The organism is Kineobactrum salinum (assembly GCF_010669285.1).
Classification (GTDB): Bacteria; Pseudomonadota; Gammaproteobacteria; order Pseudomonadales; family Halieaceae; genus Kineobactrum; species Kineobactrum salinum.
The window spans coordinates 3,138,245-3,159,185 of record NZ_CP048711.1 but is presented as its reverse complement, the minus strand read 5'-3'; the positions used below and the strand labels follow the sequence as shown (position 1 = coordinate 3,159,185).

The 20,941-nt window shown below is 63.9% G+C and carries 19 protein-coding genes; 5 read left to right on the top strand and 14 right to left on the bottom strand.

Going from position 1 to position 20,941, the window contains the following annotated elements; translation table 11 throughout:
- Window positions 1-26 precede the first annotated feature (26 nt).
- The 10 genes from murJ to G3T16_RS13860 form a co-directional block, all read right to left on the bottom strand.
- Window positions 27-1,634 carry a murein biosynthesis integral membrane protein MurJ gene (gene murJ, locus G3T16_RS13905; RefSeq protein WP_163495770.1) on the bottom strand — a complete coding sequence of 536 codons (1,608 nt, stop codon included), beginning with the start codon at window positions 1,632-1,634 and terminating at the stop codon, window positions 27-29.
- A 10-nt stretch (window positions 1,635-1,644) separates the two neighbouring features.
- On the bottom strand, window positions 1,645-2,268 hold the full coding sequence (locus tag G3T16_RS13900) for an NUDIX domain-containing protein (protein WP_163495769.1): 624 nt from the start codon (window positions 2,266-2,268) through the stop codon (window positions 1,645-1,647).
- A 290-nt stretch (window positions 2,269-2,558) separates the two neighbouring features.
- The gene (sbcB, locus tag G3T16_RS13895; protein ID WP_232059084.1) at window positions 2,559-4,049 is read right to left on the bottom strand and encodes an exodeoxyribonuclease I; all 1,491 of its coding nucleotides are present in this window, start codon (window positions 4,047-4,049) and stop codon (window positions 2,559-2,561) included.
- Window positions 4,036-5,559 (bottom strand): fumarate hydratase, encoded by a 1,524-nt coding sequence (locus G3T16_RS13890; protein WP_163495767.1) that lies wholly within the window; start codon window positions 5,557-5,559, stop codon window positions 4,036-4,038. Before G3T16_RS13890 ends, sbcB begins: the two co-directional genes overlap by 14 nt.
- Window positions 5,560-5,599: 40 nt before the next feature.
- A complete protein-coding gene (locus G3T16_RS13885) occupies window positions 5,600-6,181 on the bottom strand; it encodes a hypothetical protein (RefSeq protein WP_232059083.1) in 582 nt (193 codons plus the stop codon).
- Window positions 6,166-6,387: a hypothetical protein gene (locus G3T16_RS13880; RefSeq protein ID WP_163493297.1), complete on the bottom strand. Its 222-nt coding sequence runs from the start codon at window positions 6,385-6,387 to the stop codon at window positions 6,166-6,168. The genes G3T16_RS13885 and G3T16_RS13880 overlap by 16 nt, the downstream gene beginning before the upstream one ends.
- Window positions 6,388-6,573: 186 nt before the next feature.
- Window positions 6,574-7,194, bottom strand: a complete 621-nt coding sequence (locus G3T16_RS13875; protein ID WP_163495766.1) for a urate hydroxylase PuuD — start codon at window positions 7,192-7,194, stop codon at window positions 6,574-6,576.
- A 677-nt stretch (window positions 7,195-7,871) separates the two neighbouring features.
- On the bottom strand, window positions 7,872-9,533 hold the full coding sequence (gene groL, locus G3T16_RS13870; protein ID WP_163495765.1) for a chaperonin GroEL: 1,662 nt from the start codon (window positions 9,531-9,533) through the stop codon (window positions 7,872-7,874).
- Window positions 9,534-9,578: 45 nt separating this feature from the next.
- On the bottom strand, window positions 9,579-9,869 hold the full coding sequence (locus G3T16_RS13865; RefSeq protein WP_163495764.1) for a co-chaperone GroES: 291 nt from the start codon (window positions 9,867-9,869) through the stop codon (window positions 9,579-9,581).
- Between the two features lie 245 nt (window positions 9,870-10,114).
- Window positions 10,115-10,534 carry an FxsA family protein gene (locus G3T16_RS13860; RefSeq protein ID WP_163495763.1) on the bottom strand — a complete coding sequence of 140 codons (420 nt, stop codon included), beginning with the start codon at window positions 10,532-10,534 and terminating at the stop codon, window positions 10,115-10,117.
- Between the two features lie 168 nt (window positions 10,535-10,702).
- On the opposite strand from G3T16_RS13860, the gene G3T16_RS13855 reads away from it, so the two are divergent.
- The 5 genes from G3T16_RS13855 to G3T16_RS13840 all read left to right on the top strand — a co-directional run bounded on the left by G3T16_RS13855 (window position 10,703) and on the right by G3T16_RS13840 (window position 13,999).
- Window positions 10,703-11,044: an MGMT family protein gene (locus G3T16_RS13855; protein ID WP_232059082.1), complete on the top strand. Its 342-nt coding sequence runs from the start codon at window positions 10,703-10,705 to the stop codon at window positions 11,042-11,044.
- 227 nt (window positions 11,045-11,271) lie between these two features.
- Window positions 11,272-11,472: a nitronate monooxygenase gene (locus tag G3T16_RS22845; protein WP_332102826.1), complete on the top strand. Its 201-nt coding sequence runs from the start codon at window positions 11,272-11,274 to the stop codon at window positions 11,470-11,472.
- On the top strand, window positions 11,469-12,194 hold the full coding sequence (locus tag G3T16_RS21960; protein WP_232059081.1) for an MFS transporter: 726 nt from the start codon (window positions 11,469-11,471) through the stop codon (window positions 12,192-12,194). Before G3T16_RS22845 ends, G3T16_RS21960 begins: the two co-directional genes overlap by 4 nt.
- A gap of 112 nt (window positions 12,195-12,306) precedes the next feature.
- Window positions 12,307-12,804, top strand: a complete 498-nt coding sequence (locus tag G3T16_RS21955; RefSeq protein WP_232059080.1) for an MFS transporter — start codon at window positions 12,307-12,309, stop codon at window positions 12,802-12,804.
- Window positions 12,805-13,174: 370 nt separating this feature from the next.
- Window positions 13,175-13,999 (top strand): sulfotransferase family 2 domain-containing protein, encoded by an 825-nt coding sequence (locus tag G3T16_RS13840; protein WP_163495762.1) that lies wholly within the window; start codon window positions 13,175-13,177, stop codon window positions 13,997-13,999.
- 79 nt (window positions 14,000-14,078) lie between these two features.
- Here G3T16_RS13840 and G3T16_RS13835 read toward each other — a convergent pair whose 3' ends face one another.
- From G3T16_RS13835 to G3T16_RS13820, 4 genes are all read right to left on the bottom strand, one after another.
- Entirely contained in the window at window positions 14,079-15,530 is a 1,452-nt protein-coding gene (locus G3T16_RS13835) for a hypothetical protein (protein WP_163495761.1), read from the bottom strand.
- A 32-nt stretch (window positions 15,531-15,562) separates the two neighbouring features.
- On the bottom strand, window positions 15,563-19,549 hold the full coding sequence (locus G3T16_RS13830; protein WP_163495760.1) for a glycosyltransferase: 3,987 nt from the start codon (window positions 19,547-19,549) through the stop codon (window positions 15,563-15,565).
- 11 nt (window positions 19,550-19,560) lie between these two features.
- Complete coding sequence (locus G3T16_RS13825) at window positions 19,561-19,857, bottom strand: hypothetical protein (RefSeq protein ID WP_163495759.1); 297 nt, start codon at window positions 19,855-19,857, stop codon at window positions 19,561-19,563.
- Window positions 19,858-19,963: 106 nt separating this feature from the next.
- On the bottom strand, window positions 19,964-20,719 hold the full coding sequence (locus G3T16_RS13820) for a peptidylprolyl isomerase (protein ID WP_163495758.1): 756 nt from the start codon (window positions 20,717-20,719) through the stop codon (window positions 19,964-19,966).
- Between the last annotated feature and the right edge of the window lie 222 nt (window positions 20,720-20,941).

Below are 20,941 nucleotides of genomic sequence, written 5' to 3'. Positions count from 1 at the left end.
CAGCAACGGATCGCCCCGCGGCCGCCTTAGGCGATCGGCGCGCGCGGCGGCGTGCGCAGGTCGCGCAGGCGCGTCCCCAGCAGAGCGTGCAGCAGCAGGTATGCCAGCGCCCCGGCGGCGCAGACAAGGGCAATGCGTCCGGCCCGCTGCTGCACGCTCCAGCCCAGCCAGACCTCGGTCGCCGGCGCCAGCCACAGGACCGCCGCCGCCATCCCTCCAGTGGCAGCCAGCAGGCGCCCGCTGTAGCGTCCCCAGCCCGGCTGGAAGCGATACACCTGATCCCGCCGCAGGCCGCGCCACAGCAGGCCGGCATTGAGGCAGGCGGCGACACTGGTGGCAAGGGCCAGGCCCACATGCCCGGCATTGAAGTAGTGCATCAGCGGCAGTACGAAGGCCACGTTGAGCACCATGTTCGCCACCATTGCAGTAATGCCTATCTTTACCGGCGTCAGCGTGTCCTGCCGCGCATAGAAGCCCGGCGCCAGCACCTTGATCAACATGAAAGCCGCCAGCCCCAGACTGTAGGCCCGCAGGCTCATGGCTGCCATTGCCACATCATCGGGCCGGAACTCGCCGTACTGGAATAGAGTGACCAGGATCGGCTCCGCCAGCAGCAACAGTGCCACCGCCGCCGGCACTGCAATCAGCAACACCGAGCGCACCGCCCAGTCCAGCGTCAGGCTGAAATCCTGCATCCGCGCCCCGGCCCGGTGAGCCGCCAAGCTGGGCAGGATCACCGTCGCGATCGCCACCCCGAACACGCCCAGCGGCAGTTCCATCAGGCGGTCGGAGTAGTACAGCCAGGATACACTGCCAGTGGGCAGGAAGGAGGCCAGCACGGTATCCAGCAGCAGGTTGATCTGGCTGACCGATACGCCAAACAGCGCGGGCACCATCAGTGTGAGGATGCGGCGCACGCCCGGATCCCGGGTGTCCCAGAGCGGGCGCGGCACCAGTTCCAGCCGGTACAGAAAGGGCAGCTGAAACAGCAGCTGCACTACCCCTGCCAGCAGCACCCCCCAGGCCAGCGCAAACACCGGCTCCTCGAACCAGGGAGCGGCGACTGTGGCGGCCGTGATCAGCGACAGGTTCAGGAAGATCGGCGTCAGCGCCGGCACCGCAAAGCGCCCATAGCTGTTGAGAATCGCGCCACAGAAACCGGTCATGGAGATCAGCAACAGATAGGGAAAGGTGATGCGGATCATTTCGGCGGTGAGCGCGAACTTCACCGGGTCGCCGACAAAGCCCGGCGCGAATACCGCGGTCACCAGCGGCGCCGCCAGAATCGCCACCGAGGTCACCAGTAACAGCGTACCAGCGAGCACCCCTGCCACCCGGTCTACCAGCGCCTTCACCGCCGCGAGGCTGCCCTGCGCCTTGTAGTCCGCCAGCACCGGCACAAAGGCCTGGGCAAATGCCCCTTCAGCAAACAGCCGGCGCAGGAAATTGGGGATCTTGAAGGCGACAAAGAACGCGTCCGCGTTGGCGCTGGCCCCCACCACGGCGGCGATGACCACATCCCGCAGCAGGCCCAGAACCCGCGACAGCATGGTCATGGAACTCACCAGCAGGCTGGAACGCAGCAGCCCCGGTGTGGTCGCTGCCGCGGCGGGCGGCGGATCGGTCTCGCTCATCGGTGCCGCTTCACGCGCAACCCCAGCGCTGGCGCAACGAATCGCCCTGCAGTTGCAGCCACAGCAGCGCGACCAGGGTATGGCCATTGGGGATCCTGTCCGCCGCCAGCAATTCCATGACCTCGGCCCGGGACAGGCGGTGGACCAGGATATCCTCGCCCTCCTCGTCCTGGCCATGCACTGCGCCCACCCCGGCGCTGCGGACCCGGCCGCAGAACAGGCGCACGTGTTCGGAGCAGGCCCCGGCGCTGGGATAATAACTCGCAATGGGCAGCAGTTCGGTCAGTTCGCAGGCGGCTTCTTCGGCGGCCTCGCGGTGGGCCACGGCGTGGTCACTTTCGCCGGCTTCGACCACACCGGCGACCAGCTCCAGCATCCAGGGGCTGTGCGCATCGCGCAGTGCTCCGGGGCGGAACTGTTCCAGCAGGATCAGGCTGTCGGTCTCGGGCTCGTAGGGCAGCACTGCGACGGCATCGCCGCGCTCGAACACTTCCCGCACCAGCGGTTCGCTCCAGCCGCCGGCAAACAGCCGGTGCTGGAGGGTCAGCCGACGCACCTGGAAATAGCCGTCAAAGGCGGTGGCGTCTTCCAGTACCCGTACGGCGTCGGCGGTAAACCTCAGTTCGAAAGTCATAGCTGTCCCATATTCTTGCATGTATTTGGCTATGAGTGCCGGATCCGTTGGGCGAGGGTTCGGCACTTCGATTGCCGAGGCCTCAGCGGGGGTGCGGTGTTCAAGACACGCCGTTAACCCATCCATGGGGGCTCGGTTGCAGCATCCATGCTGCAAACGGTCTTGAACACCGCACCCCCGCCGATGCCTCTACCTTTGGAGCCGACCGCTGGGCTCCGCGCCCATGGCACTGCTGCGACAGTCTTCATTGTACAAACAGTCTCGTGGTCCGCCCAGCTGCGGCAGCAGTCTCAGGCCAGCAGGCTGTCGCCGTAGTCCAGCAGTTGCTGCAGCAACTGTTGCTGGGCTGGTGGCCGCTCTTCCCGCTGCAGCTGTTCGATCAGGGCCTGGTACTCGTCCATGCAGATGCTGGCGCCCGCCTCAGGTTCGGTCAGGCGCTGAAAGCGGAACTCGTCCCATTGCAGCCGCTCGTCCGGGGTCAGGCTGGCGGGGAAGTTGCGGGCCCGGTAGCGGAACAGCATTTCTGGCAGGCGCGCGTCCTCGAACACGAAGCTCTCTCCGGCAAGCATGTCGGGGGTGGCGGCGCGTACCCGCTCCATCACCTGGCGGTCGCGATCGCTGAAGAATCCGCCGCTGTACAGCATCCGGTCAGGGTCGGTAATTGGCTCGAACTGGCGGTCGCGGTATACGGCCTGGACTTTCTCCAGCAGGGCCGCGGGCTCGCGCTCGCGCCACTGGCGTAGCCAGGCGAGGTGCTGGCGGCAGCGCTGGCCGTCGAGGCCGATGCGCGCGGCAATGGCGGGGTTTGCCATTTTCGCCGGCACCAGTACGGGGCAGCGGTTGATGTGTATTGTCTTGAGGCCGGGACGGGTTTGCTCGGACTGGGCCAGGCCTGGCGTATCGATCGGCAGTGCGCCCTGTGCGGGCGGCTCTCTGCGTGCGAACAGCCGCTGCCGCAGTTCATCGACGGACAGGTCCTGCAGCGCCTGTGGGTCGGCGCTGAGATCAAAGCAGATCATCTCGTTGCGGTTGCCAGGATGCGGAGCCAAGGGCACGACCAGCGCGGTGTTGTAGCGTTCGTTGCCAAACATGCCGGAGATATGCAGCACCGGCTTCATCGCCGCCACATCCAGCTGGGCCTGGACGCTGCGCTTGTCGCGGTGGCGCAGGAGGTAGTCGTACAGTCGCGGCTGGCGGTCGCGCACCAGCCGCGCCACGGCGATGGTGGCCTCGACGTCGGACAGGGCATCGTGGGCGGCGGCGTGGCTGATGCCGTTGGCCGCGGTCAGCTCCTCCAGGCGGAAGGAGACACTGCCGTCTTCACGCCGCGGCCATTCGATACCTTCCGGACGCAGGGCCCAGGCGGTGCGCAGCATGTCGATGATGTCCCAGCGGGAGTTGCCGTTCTGCCACTCGCGGGCATAGGGGTCGTGGAAATTGCGGTAGAGTGTGTAGCGGGTGACCTCGTCGTCGAAACGCAGGGAATTGTAGCCCACGCTGCAGGTGCCGGGGCGGGCCAGCTCGGCGTGGATACGAGCGATGAACTCGCATTCGGGCAGGCCCTTCTCCAGCGCCAGCTGGGGGCTGATTCCGGTAATCAGGCAGGCCATGGGGTGGGGCAGGCAGTCGTCGGCGGGGCGGGCATAGATGACCAGCGGCTCACCGATCACATTCAGCTCCGCATCGGTGCGCAGCCCCGCGAACTGTACGGGCCGATCCCGGGAGGGATCGACGCCAAAGGTTTCGTAATCGTGCCAGTAAAAGGTCTCAGATGAGCTCAAGGGCCTGCTCTTCGATTTTTGCCTGCCAGATTTTCGGACCGATCTCGTGCACCGAGGCACCGCGCGCATCCACCGCCACGCTGACCGGCATGTCCTTGACCTCGAACTCGTAGATCGCCTCCATGCCAAGCTCTGGAAAGGCCACCACCCGGGCCGAGGTAATGGCCTTGGATACCAGGTAGGCAGCGCCGCCCACGGCCATCAGGTAGACCGCCTTGTGCTTTTTGATCGCCTCGATCCCGACCGGACCGCGCTCGGCCTTGCCGATCATGCCCAGCAGGCCGGTATGCTCCAGGATGAAGTCGGTGAACTTGTCCATCCGGGTGGAGGTGGTGGGGCCGGCAGGGCCGACCACTTCGTCGCGCACCGGATCCACCGGCCCGACGTAGTAGATGAAGCGGCCTTTCAGGTCCACTTCCGGGGGCAGGCCCTCGCCGCTTTCGATCAGCTCCTTCATCTTCTTGTGGGCGGCATCGCGGCCGGTCAGCATCTTGCCGGACAGCAGCACAGTGTCGCCCGGCTGCCACTGGGCGGCCTCCTCCGGCGTCACGGTGTCCAGGTTGACGCGGCGCACCTGCTCTCCGACTTCCCAGGTGATGTCGGGCCAGTCATCGAGATTGGGCGGGGTCTGCAGCGCCGGACCCGAGCCGTCCAGCACGAAGTGGGCGTGACGGGTGGCGGCGCAGTTGGGAATCATCGCCACCGGCAGCGAGGCGGCGTGGGTGGGGTAGTCCATGATCTTGACGTCCAGCACCGTGGTCAGGCCACCCAGCCCCTGGGCGCCGATGCCCAGCCGGTTGACCGCGTCCATGATCTCCAGCCGCAGTTCCTCGGCGCGATTCTCCGGGCCGCGCCGGCGCAGGTCGTGAATGTCGATGGGCTGCATCAGGGATTCCTTGGCCATCAGCGCGGCTTTCTCGGCGGTGCCACCGATGCCGATGCCCAGCATGCCCGGCGGGCACCAGCCGGCACCCATGGTCGGCACCGTCTTCACCACCCAGTCGACGATGCTGTCGGAGGGATTCAACATGGCCATTTTGGACTTGTTTTCCGAGCCGCCGCCCTTGGCCGCGACCTGCACATCGACGGTATCGCCGGGCACCACCTCCATGTGAATCACCGCTGGGGTGTTGTCTTTGGTATTGCGCCGCGCGCCGGCCGGATCTTCGAGGATGGAGGCTCGCAGCACGTTGTCGGGGTGCAGATAGGCCCGGCGTACACCCTCGTTGACCATGTCGGCCACCGACAGGGTGGCATCCCACTGCACATCCATGCCGATTTTCAAAAATACGGTGACGATACCCGTATCCTGGCAGATCGGACGATGACCCTGCGCACACATGCGCGAATTGATCAGTATCTGCGCCATCGCATCCTTCGCGGCCAGGTTCTGTTCCAGCTCCCAGGCCTCATGCACGGCCTTCACAAAATCCAGCGGATGGTAGTAGGAAATAAACTGCAGCGCGTCGGCGACGCTGGCAATAAAATCATCCTGACGAATAACGCTCATGGCGGATTTTCCTGTATCGGCTGATGGTGGATGTAGCGGCTCAGGGCGCCGCTTGCAGGTTGCGCACCGCAGTCTGCAGATCGGTCAGGGTGCGGTTGATCTGACCGCGAAAGGCGTTGATCGAATCCACCCACTCTTCATTGGTCTGCACGCGCTTGTTGATCTTGGCCAGATCCGCATTGATGCGATTGAGCCGGTCCGCCACCCGTTCCACTTCAGCCTGGTTGGTCTTGGCGCTGGACATCAGCCGCTCCAGGTCACCGGCCACGCTCTTGAGCTTGGCGATATCGCCGACCGCGCCCTTGAGCTGCGTCTCCGCCGCCGCCAGCGATTTCTCAGCCGCGCTCAGCTTCTTGCCCTGACTGGCACTGGTCGCTTCCAGCTCCTCGATGGAGGCCTTGTTGCGGCGCCAGGCCGAGGCCCACAGCTTGTCCACCTCGGAGTACAGTTCCTTGATCTTGACCGCCATCGCCTGGGTGTTCTGGCTCAGCCCCTCGTCGGTATCGGAGAGCCGGTCCTCGAGATCGGAAATGCGCTTGGCGTAGCGCTCCGCCTGGCTGTTGGCCTGTTCCAGTTGCTGCTGCAATTGCCAGGACCAGGCGCAGGCTACCGCAGCGACCACCAGCGCCAGGGTAATAAACAGTCGCGCCCAGATGCCGACCCCTCCGCCGGCACCGCCGCCCCACCACCCCGGCGGCCGGCAGGGGGCTCGCCACCGCCCCGGCCATTGTCCGGCTTGCTGCCGCGGGATTTGGCGCTGGGGCGGTGGTCGTCGGAGTCCCGGGTCGGAACAATGGCGGGAATATGATCGAGATCGTCCTGGGACATAATAGGCGCTGCGCAAGGAAAAACGGAGGGCCATTATACATGGGCAGGGATCGACCAGAAACGGCATTCCTTGGCACGGCAATACAGCGCCGCCGAACAGCGGAAAGGTGTAATAACCGCGCGGACCGCCGGCTGTGGCGCGTAGCTACCGGCCCGCCGCCCGGTTGAGCCGGCGCTGCGAGTTAGCTACAGCAGGTACAGCAGCGCCCCGATCACGACAGTCAGCGCAACACTCATGTGAATCACGCCCTTGACGCTGGCCAGCGGCCCCAGCTTGCCGAACAGCGCATTGGCTTCCAGCGCCAGCAGGACCACGGCGCAGGCGATCAGGCCGGTGGTACTGGCTTCAATAAACGGCGCATGTTTGGCCCCCAGCATGCCAAACAGCATGGGCCCGGAGAACAGGGTGTTGGTGCGCGATGCCAGGCCCGCCTTGGCAGCAGCCGCCGGCCCGTCACCCTCGGCCAGCCCAAGCACGACCTTCTGCTTCGGCCAGATGATCAGCCAGACGTTGAGGAACATCAGGGTACCGGCCAGGGAACCGACCCAGATCACTGCGCTCGCCTCAAAGTAGCTAAAGGCGCGCACCGACATCAGCAATACCACGCCGGTCAGGAAGGTAAACATCGCCCCCCAGCGGAACCACCACAACGCCCTGGGCGCCAGTTTCTTCATCGCGTCCGCCTTGGCCGGGGCCTCAGCTTCCTTGAAGTACTCGGTTTGCACGAAGTTGAAGTAATACAGCATGCCGATCCAGGTGACCCCGAACAGCACGTGAGCCCAGCGGAAAATAAACTCGATAATCATGGTGTGCTCCTTGTTGTGGTTATGTCCCCAGGCTGATTGTACACCCTGTAAGTCTGTCTTGCTTAACATCGATCTGGGGCAGAAGGCCAATTTGGGGCAGATTTTTTGGCGTTTTCGTATGGTGCGCTTCCTTCGTCAGCGCACCCTATGCCGCAGGAAAGCCCCCGCCAAGACATAGGGTGCGTTGAGGTACGAAACGCACCAGTCCGGCAAAACCCCAGCCCAAGCATAGGGTGCGTTGAGGCACGAAACGCACCAGTCCGGCAAAACCCCAACCCAAGCATAGGGTGCGTTGAGGCACGAAACGCACCAGTCCGGCAAAACCCCAACCCAAGCATAGGGTGCGTTGAGGCACGAAACGCACCAGTCCGGCAAAACCCCAACCCAAGCATAGGGTGCGTTGAGGTACGAAACGCACCAATCCGGCAAAACCCCAACCCAAGCATAGGGTGCGTTGAGGCACGAAACGCACCAATCCGGCAAAACCCCAGCCCAAGCATAGGGTGCGTTGAGGCACGAAACGCACCAGTCAGGGAAAAGCCCAGCCCAAGCATAGGTGCGTTGAGGCACGAAACGCACCGGATCGGGAAAAGCCCCGATAGCCCCCCTCTACATGGCACTCAAAAAAAACCCCGCACATGGCGGGGTTAAAGGGGGTTCTTCAGTTTGGGGAGGGCTTACATCATGCCGCCCATACCACCCATGCCGCCCATGCCACCCATGTCGGGCATGCCGCCACCGCCGCCACCGGAGGACTTGTCTTCCGGCGCGTCGGCGATCATCACCTGGGTGGTGATCATCAGCGCAGCGACAGAGCCAGCGGCCTGCAGTGCGGTGCGGGTGACCTTGGCGGGGTCGAGAATACCCAGCTCGATCATGTCGCCGTATTCACCGGTAGTGGCGTTGTAGCCGTAGTTGCCCTTGCCCTGGCGCACCTTGTCCAGTACCACTGAGGCTTCGCCACCGGCGTTGGCAACGATCTGGCGCAGCGGGTTCTCCATGGCGCGCAGTGCCGCGGTGATGCCGGCGTTCTGGTCCTGGTTGTCACCCTTGAGGCCGCGGATCGCATCGACCGCGCGGATCAGGGCGACGCCGCCACCGGCTACCACGCCCTCTTCCACTGCAGCGCGGGTAGCGTGCAGGGCGTCTTCTACGCGGGCTTTCTTCTCTTTCATTTCGATCTCGGTGGCAGCGCCAACCTTGATGACTGCGACACCGCCAGCCAGCTTGGCCACACGTTCCTGCAGTTTCTCGCGATCGTAGTCAGAGGAGGTGTTCTCGATCTGGACACGGACTTCCTTGACCCGGCTCTCGATGGCGGAGGCTTCGCCGGCGCCGTCGATGATGGTGGTGTTGTCCTTGTCCATGGTCACGCGCTTGGCGCTGCCCAGGTGCTCCAGGGTGGCGGACTCAAGATCCATGCCCACTTCCTCAGAGATGACAGTAGCACCGGTCAGGATGGCGATGTCCTGTAGCATGGCCTTGCGGCGGTCGCCGAAGCCGGGCGCCTTGCAGGCCGCGACTTTCACGATACCGCGCATGTTGTTGACTACCAGGGTAGCCAGCGCCTCGCCTTCAACATCTTCGGCGATGATCACCAGCGGCCGTGACGCCTTGGCGACCTGCTCCAGCAGGGGCAGCATTTCGCGGATGTTGGAGATCTTCTTGTCTACCAGCAGGATGAAAGGCGACTCCTGGTCGGCATTCATGTTCTCCTGGTTGTTGATGAAGTAGGGGGACAGGTAGCCGCGGTCAAACTGCATACCTTCAACCACGTCCAGCTCGTTCTCGAGGCCGGAACCTTCTTCAACGGTGATAACGCCTTCCTTGCCCACCTTGGCCATCGCATCGGCGATGATTTCACCGACCTGGCTGTCGCTGTTGGCGGAAATGGTACCCACCTGGGCGATCGCCTTGCCGTCTTCACAGGGGATGGAGGCTTCCTGGATTTTCTCGACCGCGGCGGCAATGGCCTTGTCGATACCGCGCTTGAGGTCCATCGGGTTCATGCCGGCCGCGACGGCCTTGAGGCCTTCGTTGACAATACCCTGCGCCAGTACGGTGGCGGTGGTGGTGCCGTCGCCAGCCTGGTCAGAGGCCTGGGAGGCCACTTCCTTGACCATTTGCGCGCCCATGTTCTCGAACTTGTCCTTCAGCTCGATTTCCTTGGCCACGGACACGCCGTCCTTGGTCACGGTGGGGGCACCGAATGATTTGTCGATAATTGCGTTGCGGCCCTTGGGGCCCAGCGTTGCCTTGACGGCGTCCGCCAGGACGTTGATGCCTTTCAGCATGCGGTGACGGGCGTCATCGCCGAAAATTACTTCTTTAGCTGCCATGATCTAAATCCTTAGTGTGCAATCTTGTGTGGTTATCCGAGAGTCTTACTCAACAATCGCGAAGATTTCGCTCTCACCCATGATAATCAGCTTCTCGCCATCGACTTCGATGGTGTTGCTGCCGGCGTACTGGCCAAAAACGACACGATCGCCCACCTTCACAGCCAGGGGACGGAGTTCACCGTTTTCAAGCACCTTCCCTTCGCCAATCGCAATCACTTCTCCCTGATTGGGCTTTTCCTTGGCGGAACCGGGCAGCAGAATGCCTCCAGCTGTGGTTTCTTCCTCTTCCTTGCGACGAACGACAACGCGGTCGTACAGCGGACGGATTTTCATCGATCTGGTTCTCCTAATAACAATGTTATACAGGCCCGCTTGGGCAGACCCCTGTGGGGCTTGCTCGGGATATTGGGGCACTGCAAACGCATTTCAAGGCCCTTTTGGCACTCTTTTTAAAAGAGTGCCAAAAGAGGTTAATCCAGCTCGAGCGGAGCTACCCACCCTCTGCGGGACAGAGCCTGCCCGTCTGCTAACCCCCTGGAATCAGGGAGAGAATCATTCAGCATATTTCCGGCCCCTGGCTAGTCGTCCAGGCGCCGGTAATCGCCCTCTATCGTAGTTCGCCCCCCGGACTCAGGATCGCGGTATTGGGCAGAGACCTCCGGCGGCGGCCCACCCAGCCAGCGCAGCAGCTTGCGCCGCAGGGGGCCGATCATCACAATCAGCGCGGCAAAGTCGGAAATCAGGCCCGGCACCATCAGCAGCACCCCGGCCAGGCCTATCGCCATGTCATCGAGGAGCAGTTGCCGCCCCGGCATCGCCCCCTGTTGGGCCTCGCGCAGGCGCTGGAACATGCCCAGGCCCTGGTGCCGCAGCAGCAACATGCCCAATACCAGAGTGAGCAGGACATATCCCAGTGCGGTGAGAGCACTGGTTTCCACCCCCAGCTGGATCAGGGTAAACAGCTCCAGCCAGGGAAGTAACAGGATAATGAGGCGCATAAGAATGTCTCCTTTCGGTAACCATGAGGGTGCGGCGCCGGATTTCAAGGACCCGTGCCCGGCAGAAAACCCCTCGGGCCCGCGGCAGCCGTGGTGACAGGCGCCTGCCTGTTGTCGCCCGCACCGAAACATCGCACCATTACGCCCTGCGATATGGGGAACTCGAGTTTGGCGCCGACATCCGAGATCAACCAGCATATCTGGCAGGTCGTCAGCCAGATTCCGCCCGGCAGGGTCGCCACCTATGGCGATATCGCGCGCCAGGCGGGGTTGGGCCGCGGTGCCCGCCGGGTGGGGGCCGCGCTGCGGGGCCTGCCAGGGAAGACCCGCATCCCCTGGCACCGGGTGGTCAATGCCGGCGGCGCCATCTCGCTGCCGGCCGGAAGCGATGGGCGGTACCGGCAAATAATGAGGTTGCGCGCGGAGGGCATTGAGGTGTCGGACAGTGGCCGCATCAGCCTTGCCCGCTACCGCTGGGATCCCGGCATCACAGAGCCAGCGGCTCTGTGATACTCGCAGATAGCATAACCCTTGCGGCGCGGAAGTGCAGCCGTCACTGCGTTCCGCAGGAGTTTCGGCTCTTGCAAAGCCGGTATATCCGCCGCCGACAATCACCATAGCGCCTCCTGAGTTCGGGGGACCTTAGCCAAGGCAAACCCGTATCACCGCCCCCTAGTGCGCCATACCTCTCAGCAGCTATGATGTAGCGCCCCGCAGGCAACCAAAAGAAGAACCTGATGGACAACCGCATCACCCGCTTGCTCGGCGTTGACGACCCCATCGTGCAGGCGCCCATGGGCTGGATCGCTCGTGCCCAGCTTGCCGCCGCTGCCAGCAATGCCGGTGGACTGGGCATCATCGCAGACTCCTTGGCCGGCCTTAGCGCTACTGTTGCCGGCCCGGGGCAACTAACGCCCGGCACAACCGCGAACCGGTGACCGAACTCGCTACCAACCCAGCCCCCGAAGGCCTGCGTGTCTATCTCAACCCGCGCGTCATCGGCATGCTGTTCCTCGGCTTTTCCGCCGGCTTGCCGCTGTTGCTGGTGGGGGGTACCTTCAGCGCCTGGCTGCGGGACCTGGGAGTCGAGCTGGCGGCAATCGGCTTCCTCAGCTGGGTCGGTATGGCCCATTCCATCAAGGTGCTGTGGGCGCCGCTGATCGACCGCGCGCGGCTGCCCTGGCTGAGCCGCCTGCTGGGGCGGCGCCGGGCCTGGATGCTGTTGGCCCAGCTGGTGATAGCTGCGGCCCTGCTGGGCATGGCCTTTACCGATCCGCGGGAACAGCTGGGGCTGGTGGCTCTTTGGGCGGTGCTGGCTGCCTTCGGCTCCGCCAGTCAGGATGTCGCCATCGACGCCTATCGGGTGGAGGCGGAAGCGAAGCACCGCCAGGGGGCCATGGCGGCCACCTATGTGACCGGCTACCGGGTGGCGATCCTGGCGGCGGGGGCTGGGGCCCTGCATCTGGCCAGCCTTGACAGCTGGTCTGTGGCCTATGGATTAATGGGCTTGCTGATGGGAGTGGGGATTGTCACCACCCTGGTGATCGCCGAGCCCGCGGTAACGATCAGCCAGACCACAGTACAATTCGAGCAGCGGGTAACCGACTATCTGGCCAACACCCTGCACCGGGCTGGCGCCGGGATATGCAGGCCTGGCTAATCGGGGCCGTGGTCTGTCCTTTCGCGGAATTCTTTCAGCGCTACGGTCGCGTGTCGCTGCTCATTCTCGCCTTCATTGGCACTTTCCGCCTCACCGATATTTTTATGGGGTCATGGCCAACCCCTTCTACCTTGACCTGGGCTTCAGCAAAGCCCAGATCGCCAATATTGCCGCCGCCTTCGGCCTCGGCATGACCCTGCTGGGCGCGGTGGTTGGTGGAGTGCTGGTGGCCCGCTTCGGCATCGCCCGCATCCTGCTGCTGACCGCTTTCATGGCACCGGCAACCAACCTGGCCTTCGCCTGGCTGGCGTTTATCGGTCCGGAAACCTATGGCCTGGTGCTGGCAATTATTGCCGACAACATATCCGGCGGGCTGGCGATCTCGGTTTTCATCGCCTATCTGTCCAGCCTAACCAATATCGCCTACACCGCCACCCAGTACGCCCTGTTCAGTTCGCTGATGACTCTGCCCGGGCAGTTGCTGGCGGGCTTCACCGGGGTACTCGCGGAACTGGTGGGCTGGGTACCGTTCTTTTTTATTACCGCCGCAACCGGGCTGCCAGCGATCATCCTGGCCTTTATCCTGATGCGTGTGGCGCGGCCTGGTTAGCAAGCAAGAGACCTCCGCCACTGCTGCTTCGATATTCAAAAAAAGTAGTCACGGTTGCGCTCCACCTGGTTGATGCGCTCGCCTACAATCGACTACCGCAGCAGCGGGGTGTCGACCGGGCCCGATCGTATCAAGGCGCAGGGCAATAGGAAGCCGCTTGTATGGCGGGGAGAGGCTAACACGGACAGAGGCAGCACTTACCCAAAGCCACGCGGGCTGCTAAACTTGCCGCCTCCCGGTTGTCGGCCACAGAGCCATGGACAAGACAGTCACAGCCGGTGACACGCTTGCGTCGGCAGGTCCACGGCAGGCGCCAACAGGGGCCGGCCGGACCGCCGGCCACTTTTAGCCGCAATTCCAGGTCGAGGCAATGAAAACATACCCACAACAGTGGACCCAGAAAGATTTTGTCTATTTTCTGCATATCCCCAAGACGGCGGGTACCTCCGTGGCGAATTTGCTCACGGGCATGTTCCCGCAGGAGCGGGTACTGACCCACTACCAGATCAACAATGTCCGCAAACACGAACCAAGCCTGTTCATGAATGCCCGCTTTTTTTACGGACACTTCACCCATGATGTCTACGCCACTCGCCTGCCCCGCAAGCCCAATGTGGTGCTGACGTTCCTGCGCGATCCGGTGCAGCACTATATTTCCACCTTCTTTCACCTGAAAATCGACCCGACATTTACCTATACGTCCAGGCTGACCGACCGCAAGGCGCTGGCCACCGAGATCCATGACTTTGTCAGCAAATGCAGCATCGAGGAATTTCTCGAATCGGAATATTCTCGCCTCTACGACAACTTCCAGACCCGCTACCTGGTGCGCGGGCTGAGCAGCAGTTACCTGGACTGCAGCGATGTCCAGCTGCTGCCAGTGGCGCAGAAGATGCTGCTGGAACTGCCCTGTTTTGGCCTCACCGAGCGGTTTGAAGATTCCCTGGAGCTGATCCGGGACTACATGCATTACCAGCGCCCGGTAGCACCGATCAAGCACAATCAGGCCCGCAACAAACCGAAATCCTTCAGTCTGAGCGACACTGCGCTGGCCGCGATAGAGCGCAGAACAGCGATGGACCGCCAGCTGTACGCGCTGGCCTCGCTGGCCTTCGACTCACGCTACCAGGCCTTCGTCCAGCGCAGGTCTGATGAACAGGTGGCCCCGCCGGCCGCAAACCTCGCCTCCGGCTGAGCGCGCGGGGTCTGGAGGGAACCCGGACGGGCAGCTGCGAGAACGGCGCAGCGCCGTAATCCGGCGTCATGCGCCCGGTTCAACCGATGCCGTGACGCCGGATACTGGCCAGAACCTGCGCCACCGCGGCGTCGACATCGACTATGCAGTAGTCGCGGTTGCGCTCCACCTGGTTGAAGCCGCGGATGGTGGGGCGGTCCTCCACCAGCTCCACACTGAGCAGATCGGGCGCGATGCCATCCTCCAACTGCGCCGCCAGCCATCTGCCCACGCCGCGGCCCAGCCCTGTCCTGTTGGCATGCACGAAGCCCGGAATGTTGTGCAGCCAGGCTATCTTGTGCTGCAAAGTGCCGGTGTGGCTAATGTAATAGTCCGCCAGCCGGCCCAGATGTATCACCTCCGTCATGCCCAGGCCCGACAGGTTGACCACCACCGGCGCCAGCCCTGCCAGCCTCGCCAGCCTCGCCAGCAATGGTTCCAGATTGTCGGCGATCGCCCGCTCCCGCTCCCGGAACAGCTGGGCGAGGCTTTCGATCGGCCCGGGCCTCAATCCCAGCGTGGCCGCCTCGACCGGTTTTTCGGCTGGGCTTGAGTAGATCGGCTGGTCGAAGTCGGCGGGCCAGGAAAAACCGTCGATCATGAACCCGGCCCGCGGGTACACAGCCAACAGCGCCCGCACCAGCGCTGCCAGGAACTCGTCCTCGTTGACTGCGGTACGGCTGTCGACCCGCACGGTCAGCCAGAAGACGGGGGCGCAGCCCTGCAGGGCCCGTTCCATGGGTGCCACCAGGTGCCGGCTGTGCAGGCGAGCCGCCGCCTCGTGCAGCCGGCCGCGCAGGTCCGTGGGAATGCAACTGCCGCCTATCCGGGTCACCATCGAGGCTTGCAGACCCAGCAGGCGGGCGACATCCACCCGCTGGCAACTGAGCGCCGGTTGCGCTGCAAACAGCGCTGTCACCGGCAGCAGTGGTTCATACAACAGATCCAGCCGGCAGCGGTCCAGACCGGCCGGTTCCTGCTCCAGCCAGCAGGCCAGCGCCGACAGCTCATTCCACAGATGGTGGGCGAAGTTGGGGTGACCCAGCAGCAGTGTGGGCGGGCCCGGCGGCGGCTGCGCCAGCGCGTCGGCGGCACTGTGTTCCAGCGCGGTCAGCTGCTGCCGCAGCGGCGCCAGCTGCTCGCTGTAGTCCGGCCCCCTGCACCAGAGGCGCTCGCCACTGCCCGGAACGAAGGCTTCGAGCAGCGGATAACCGTCCTTGACGCTGCCTGCCAGCAGCCAGATGGGCTGCCGGCAGGCCAGCCGATAGGCCACGACCAGATCACCAAACCCCAGCGGACTGATGTTGCCCAGGTAACAGGCGCCAGCCGTCACCGCGGCCCCGGTCCAGGGACAGGGCAGGGAGAAGGAAGCGGTGGTCAGGATACTGTGCTGGTAGGCCGGCACCGCGCGCGCGAAGCGCCTGCTGTCAAGCCCGGCCAGGGCGGCGAGAAACGACTCTCGATGGATCATGGGCGATGCTATTTCGGGCATTACGGCTCCACCAGTCGCTCACTGGGCCGGCCTCAGCTGCGCGCAGCGCCGGCGGAAATCCGCAAGCCTGGCCGCAAAGTCGTCAATCTGCCCATTGCGAGCTGCAGCCGGGCATCAGCCGCCTGATACAATGCAAAATCATAGCTGTTGTTGTCAATCACAGTCTGGGCGAGCGGACCCAGTTCCGTCAGCATCGCCGCCACCTCTGCCGCAGCGTCATCATCCGTTTTCTGACGGGTCACGTTCTGCGGCAGCCAGGCCAGGTCCAGCTCCGGGAAATACGGCCGCAGCAGCGACTCCAGCAGCACCATGCTCTCATCGTAACGCTCGACCACACCCACCAGCGGCAGCTGCTGCAGCCTCGCCAGCGCCGCGGCAAACAGTTCCAGCTGCTGCGCGGGCTCTTCGACCGGCCCGTGTTCGCCGGCCAGATAGCGGGTCTGGTAGTTACGGATCGCACCTGACACTTCGGGCAGCATGCGCCAACGGATGTAATCGGGGAATGAATTATGCCTGGCCGCCCGCGCTCCCGGTGTATCCGCCTGCTGCTGGCGCTCGAAGCGGTACACGGAGCGTATGCGCCGTAACGGATGACGCAGCAGGTAGACTGGATGGAGGTGGACCCCGCCAGCTGCGGCGGTGTGATGGTCAGATGGTGGCTGGAGAGCGCCTGCAAGTCCGGCTTCGCTGCCAGCAGCTGCGCCAGATGTCCCTGGCCCTGGTTGCGCATTGCCTCGTCGTCGCGGTGGTCCAGGAAGCCCTCGCCAAAGCTGCGCCGCAGCGACCAGTCCAGCGTGGTGCCGGCATTCTTGAAGATATGGCCATGCAGCAGCACATGCCTCATCGGGCGGCGGCAACCTCGCCGGCAACGCCCCGCTGGCGCCGGGGGGGCCGAAGTCCTCGGCGATGATGGCCTCGGCCCTGGCGGCGCTGAAATGGGCCTCCAGCCAGTCATCGTAACGCTCCAGCCTGGCCAGCGGCTCGGGCTCGCCCGCCAGGATGCGCGCCACCTCGGCCGCGAATTCCTCCGCGCCGTCGGCAATGGCCATCACGCTGTCTGCCGCCGGGATGCCTTCGGCGCCGACCGGGGTTGTCACCAGCGGCACCCGCTGCTGTACCGCCTCCAGCACCTTGCCCTTTACCCCGGCGCCGAAGCGCAGGGGCACTACCGCCAGCTGCACCCGCCGGTACAGCGCCTGCAGTTCCGCATCCGGCAGGTAGCCGTGAACAGTGATCTGCTCCGCCTGCAGCGCCAGCACCGCCTCGGTGGGATTGGAGCCGACGATATGCAGGTGCAGTCCGGGATGGGTCTGCCTGAGCAGCGGCAGCACCGACTCCACCAGCCAGTGGATGCCATCCACATTGGGCGGATGATTGAAGCCGCCGACAAACAGCAAGCCGCCGTCGGGCTGGGGCCGGTACTCCGGCAGCGGCCCGGCGGCCACCGCATACAGTGGAATCGCCCGCACCGACAGTTCCGGGCGCTGGGCGTGGATTGCCTCCACTTCCACCACCGACGGGTAGTAGATCTGGTCCACCCGCTCGAACACGGCATACTCTCGCCTGCGCCAGTTGTTGGCGGACTCCAGCAGCGCCGGATCACTGCCAAGCTGGTGCTCGCGGGTGATGCGCAGGTAGTGCAGGTCGTGGCCGAAGAAAATGATCCGGGGCCGGGGCTCCATCTTCTCCAGGTGGGGCAGAAACTGCTCGGCCACATGGGGTCGGTGCAGGTAGACGTTGTCGATATAGCCGGCATTGTCCTGCAGCCAGCGATCCAGGTTGCGGGCGCTGTACTCGCCCACCAGCACCTCCACCCCCATCTGCTGCAGCGTTTCGGTGTAGGGCTGGTGGGGGAAAAAGTTGGCCCCCATGAATATCACGCGGTAGCCCATGTCGACCATCAGCTGCACGTACATCAGGGTGGAGCGGGAGCCGGCGTCCTTGTCGTAATGGGGCACGTAGTGATCGATGAACAGCACACTGCGCTGGTCCCGGGATCGGTCCCGGGCCTGGAACACATGCTCTGCGTTGGGGAAATGGTCGCGCTCCAGCACCGGCCGCCACTTGGCCAGGAATTTCTGCTGGTTCTCCAGCTGGTAGCGCTTCACGCCGCTGCCCGTATCGGTGCCATTGCTGACCCCTTCAAAGTGATACACCTGCGAGGCGGGCTGGTACAGCACCTGGTAGCCGGCGGCGCGCGCCGCGAAGCACAGGTCCGAATCCTCGTAGTAGGCGGGCACGTAACGCTGGTCAAAGCCGTCCAGCTGCTGCCACAGCGCGCGGCGCAGCAGCAGACAGGCGCCGGACACATAGTCCACCGGTTTTACATAGTTGTATTCGGGTTTGGCGGGGTCGTCCGCGCGGCCGAAGTTCCAGCCCGAGGCGTCATCCCAGATAATGCCGCCGGCCTCCTGCAAGCTGCCGTCGGCGAACAGCAGTTTGGGGCCCACTACGCCCACCTGCGGATCACGCTCCATCAGCTCCAGCATCGGCTGCAGCCAGCCGGGGCAGACCGAGGTGTCATTATTCAGGAACAGCAGGAAGTCACCGCGCGCTTCGGCGGCAGCGGCGTTGCAGTTTTCCAGGAAGCCGCGGTTGACCTCGCCGCGCAGCACGCGAATGTTGCGCACCCGCTGCCCTATCGTCGCGGTCAGGTCGGAGGAGTGGTCATCCCCCAGCAGCACTTCATAATCGACGCCGGAGGTGTGCTCCAGCAATGCCACCAGGCAGTTCATCGTCACCCGGTAGTCGTTGTAGACCGGTACAATGATGGACACCCGCGGCTGTGCGGCAACCGGAAATTCAAGCTCGCGGAAATCCAGCTCCGGATCCAGCTCCGCCGGCAGCGGGATCGCCGCGGGGCCGGCCGCCTGCGGAAAGCGGCTGCCCACCCAGACATTGAAATCCGCCGCACTGGACTTGCGCAGCACTGTCAGGCCGCGCCAGAGCCGGGCCAGACTGAAGCTGCGCAACGAGGACACCGGGTGGGCCGCCATATAACGCAACACCGGCAGCAGCAGAGCCAGCTTGCCGGGCGGCCGCTCCGGCAGCGTCAGTTCAAACTCCGCGTAGTGCTCACGGGCATCCGCCAGCGCGTCCTCATAGCTGGTGCTGATGCCGCGGCGCCGGGTGAGAAATTTGTAGCCGCGTCGCACCAGGCGCTGTATTGCACCCAGCCGGGAGCGCTCGAACTCCAGCAGGTTGGTGTAGGTACGCGTCAGCGTGATGAACAGGAACTCGGCCTTCTCCACCAGCGCCTGGTGTTCCACCTGCAGCTGTTCATGGCGCGTCACCTCGGCCCGGTGCGCAGCGGCCAGGGCAGCATGGTCCTGCTCCAGTGCCTGTTGCTGCTGCTGCAGGCGCCGGTGGCGGGACAGTTCATCCTCGTGGGCTACCCCCAACTGGCGGTAGTCACCCTCCAGTTGGCGCAACTGCGCCAGCGCCTGGTCCCGCTCGCCGGTGCGCTCGGCGCACAGCTGCTGCTGACGGGCCAGTTCGGCGCCGGCCTCCAGGCCGCGGGCGACGGAATCCGGGGCCCGCGCCAGATCATCCAGGGTCGGCTGCAGGCTGGCATCCTCGGGCGCCAGTGGCGGCAGCTCGTGGCCGGCGCACAGTGTCTCACAGTAGTCCCGCAGCGAGCGCTGGGACGGCGTCAACAGCGCCATGGCCCGCGCCATCGGCTCTGAATCGCGCAGGGAACGGGTCAGCTCGGGCCGGTAGGTGTCATGGCCAGCCTCGACAGCGCAGGGCACATCCAGCTGCGCCAGTTGACGCAGCATGGCCTGCAGGCTGGCCCGGGAATCGGCGACAATGGCTTCATAGCTGATCGCAACCGACTCACGGCCGGCGATGATGGCAAGGGCAGTGCGGTTATAGTGCTCCCACAGGGCCAGGCCCAGGGCCAGCGGGAAGCCGTTCCTGCGATGCAGGGAGACCGCTACCGTGCAGGGATCGCGGTAGACATACACCGGCACCGCATCCCCCAGCGCCGCCTGCCAGGCGGGCCAGGTCAGCACCATGCGCGGGTCCTTTAGCAACCAGGGCTGGCCGCCGGGGAATTTCGCCAGGATGGCGGCTGTCTCTGCCTCGTATTCCGGCGTTGGCTGCAGCGTAGCGGCCGGGGGCTGAACCAGCTGCCACCCGCCGTTTCCAGCATCTGGTCATTGAGCGCCACCACATCCTGACGCTCCCAGAAGCCAACCGGATTATCCTCCTGGGCATCCAGCAGTTCTTCGGCCGCGCCCGCGTACAGGCCCGCCGCGACCAGTTCACCGGCCACCATCGACGTCCCCGAACGGTGCATGCCGAGGATAACAACGTTACGCATCAGTGATTCATCACTCCATGGCTGCGCTGCCGGCCGGTCTCATTCCGGCGCGGCACGATGACACTGTGTCTCTGGCGCCGCCCGGATGAACCGTTCCGGACAGATACTAATCCTTTTTATAAGGTTCCAGTATCTCGTCCATCGCCGGGCCGTCGATGTAGGCGTCGTCGCTTATCATCAACTGGGCCTCGTATTCCTTCATGGCCAGTTTGCGGTATTCGGCGCGCAGGTGGGAGATGATACTGTCCTTCACCTCCTCATAGGGCAGGTAATGCTCTTCGCGGATACCGTCGAGGCGGATCAGGTGAACCCCGAACTGGGTTTCCACCAGATCGGAATACTGGCCCACCTCTTCGATTTCAAATGCGCCGCCGGTATAGCGCGGCTCCACGCCCTTTCCACCGAGGCTGAACCATTTGTCGTACAAACCGCCCTTCTCTTTGGAGCCAGGGTCCTCCGAGTGCTGCTCCACCATTTCCTCGAAGTCGGCGCCATCCTGAAGTTGCTGCAGTACTTTCCGTGCCTTGGTCCGCACGGGTTCCCGGTCACACTTGCCAGGCTGGCACATAAAGAGGATATGGGAAGTCAGGCGGTGCTCAGGCACCTTGGCATACTTGTCTTTCTCGGTGTGATAGCGCTCCTGCGCCAATTCACTCATATCGGGTATCTCAATGGACTTGGCGTAGCGGTCCACCATGAAGTTACGTTTCACCGACTGCAGCTGGAAATGCAACCGCCAGTAGGCCTCTGGATCTTCCTCCTCGGTAAGCGCTTCAGCGGCTGCCGCCAGTTTCTTGTTCATCAGCGCGATATTGATCAGCTCCAGCCGGTCGCCATGGTCGGTAGCGGCTGATTCGCGCATCTCCGCATTCCAGCGGGAAACAATCTGCTCGAACTCAGCCCGACTTATTTTTACATCACCATCAACAATCACATCCTTCGCCTGGGCGAGGGATGATACACACAACAGCGCAGCACAGCACTGCAACAACCATTTCCGGACAACCATTTTCTGGAACCTCTGGACAAATTCTTTGGCACAAAAAAAACCGGCACCTTTCGGTGCCGGTTTTCAGTTTACTAC

What these genes read in the sequence shown, in the direction of transcription:
- murJ (WP_163495770.1), bottom strand. Translation starts at nt 1,634, where the DNA reads ATGAGCGAGACCGATCCGCCGCCCGCCGCGGCAGCGACCACACCGGGG.
- G3T16_RS13900 (WP_163495769.1), bottom strand. Translation starts at nt 2,268, where the DNA reads ATGACTTTCGAACTGAGGTTTACCGCCGACGCCGTACGGGTACTGGAA.
- G3T16_RS13890 (WP_163495767.1), bottom strand. Translation starts at nt 5,559, where the DNA reads ATGAGCGTTATTCGTCAGGATGATTTTATTGCCAGCGTCGCCGACGCG.
- G3T16_RS13880 (WP_163493297.1), bottom strand. Translation starts at nt 6,387, where the DNA reads ATGTCCCAGGACGATCTCGATCATATTCCCGCCATTGTTCCGACCCGG.
- G3T16_RS13875 (WP_163495766.1), bottom strand. Translation starts at nt 7,194, where the DNA reads ATGATTATCGAGTTTATTTTCCGCTGGGCTCACGTGCTGTTCGGGGTC.
- groL (WP_163495765.1), bottom strand. Translation starts at nt 9,533, where the DNA reads ATGGCAGCTAAAGAAGTAATTTTCGGCGATGACGCCCGTCACCGCATG.
- G3T16_RS13865 (WP_163495764.1), bottom strand. Translation starts at nt 9,869, where the DNA reads ATGAAAATCCGTCCGCTGTACGACCGCGTTGTCGTTCGTCGCAAGGAA.
- G3T16_RS13860 (WP_163495763.1), bottom strand. Translation starts at nt 10,534, where the DNA reads ATGCGCCTCATTATCCTGTTACTTCCCTGGCTGGAGCTGTTTACCCTG.
- G3T16_RS22845 (WP_332102826.1), top strand. Translation starts at nt 11,272, where the DNA reads ATGGACAACCGCATCACCCGCTTGCTCGGCGTTGACGACCCCATCGTG.
- G3T16_RS21955 (WP_232059080.1), top strand. Translation starts at nt 12,307, where the DNA reads ATGGCCAACCCCTTCTACCTTGACCTGGGCTTCAGCAAAGCCCAGATC.
- G3T16_RS13840 (WP_163495762.1), top strand. Translation starts at nt 13,175, where the DNA reads ATGAAAACATACCCACAACAGTGGACCCAGAAAGATTTTGTCTATTTT.
- G3T16_RS13835 (WP_163495761.1), bottom strand. Translation starts at nt 15,530, where the DNA reads ATGCCCGAAATAGCATCGCCCATGATCCATCGAGAGTCGTTTCTCGCC.
- G3T16_RS13830 (WP_163495760.1), bottom strand. Translation starts at nt 19,549, where the DNA reads ATGGTGCTGACCTGGCCCGCCTGGCAGGCGGCGCTGGGGGATGCGGTG.
- G3T16_RS13825 (WP_163495759.1), bottom strand. Translation starts at nt 19,857, where the DNA reads ATGCGTAACGTTGTTATCCTCGGCATGCACCGTTCGGGGACGTCGATG.
- G3T16_RS13820 (WP_163495758.1), bottom strand. Translation starts at nt 20,719, where the DNA reads ATGCGCGAATCAGCCGCTACCGACCATGGCGACCGGCTGGAGCTGATC.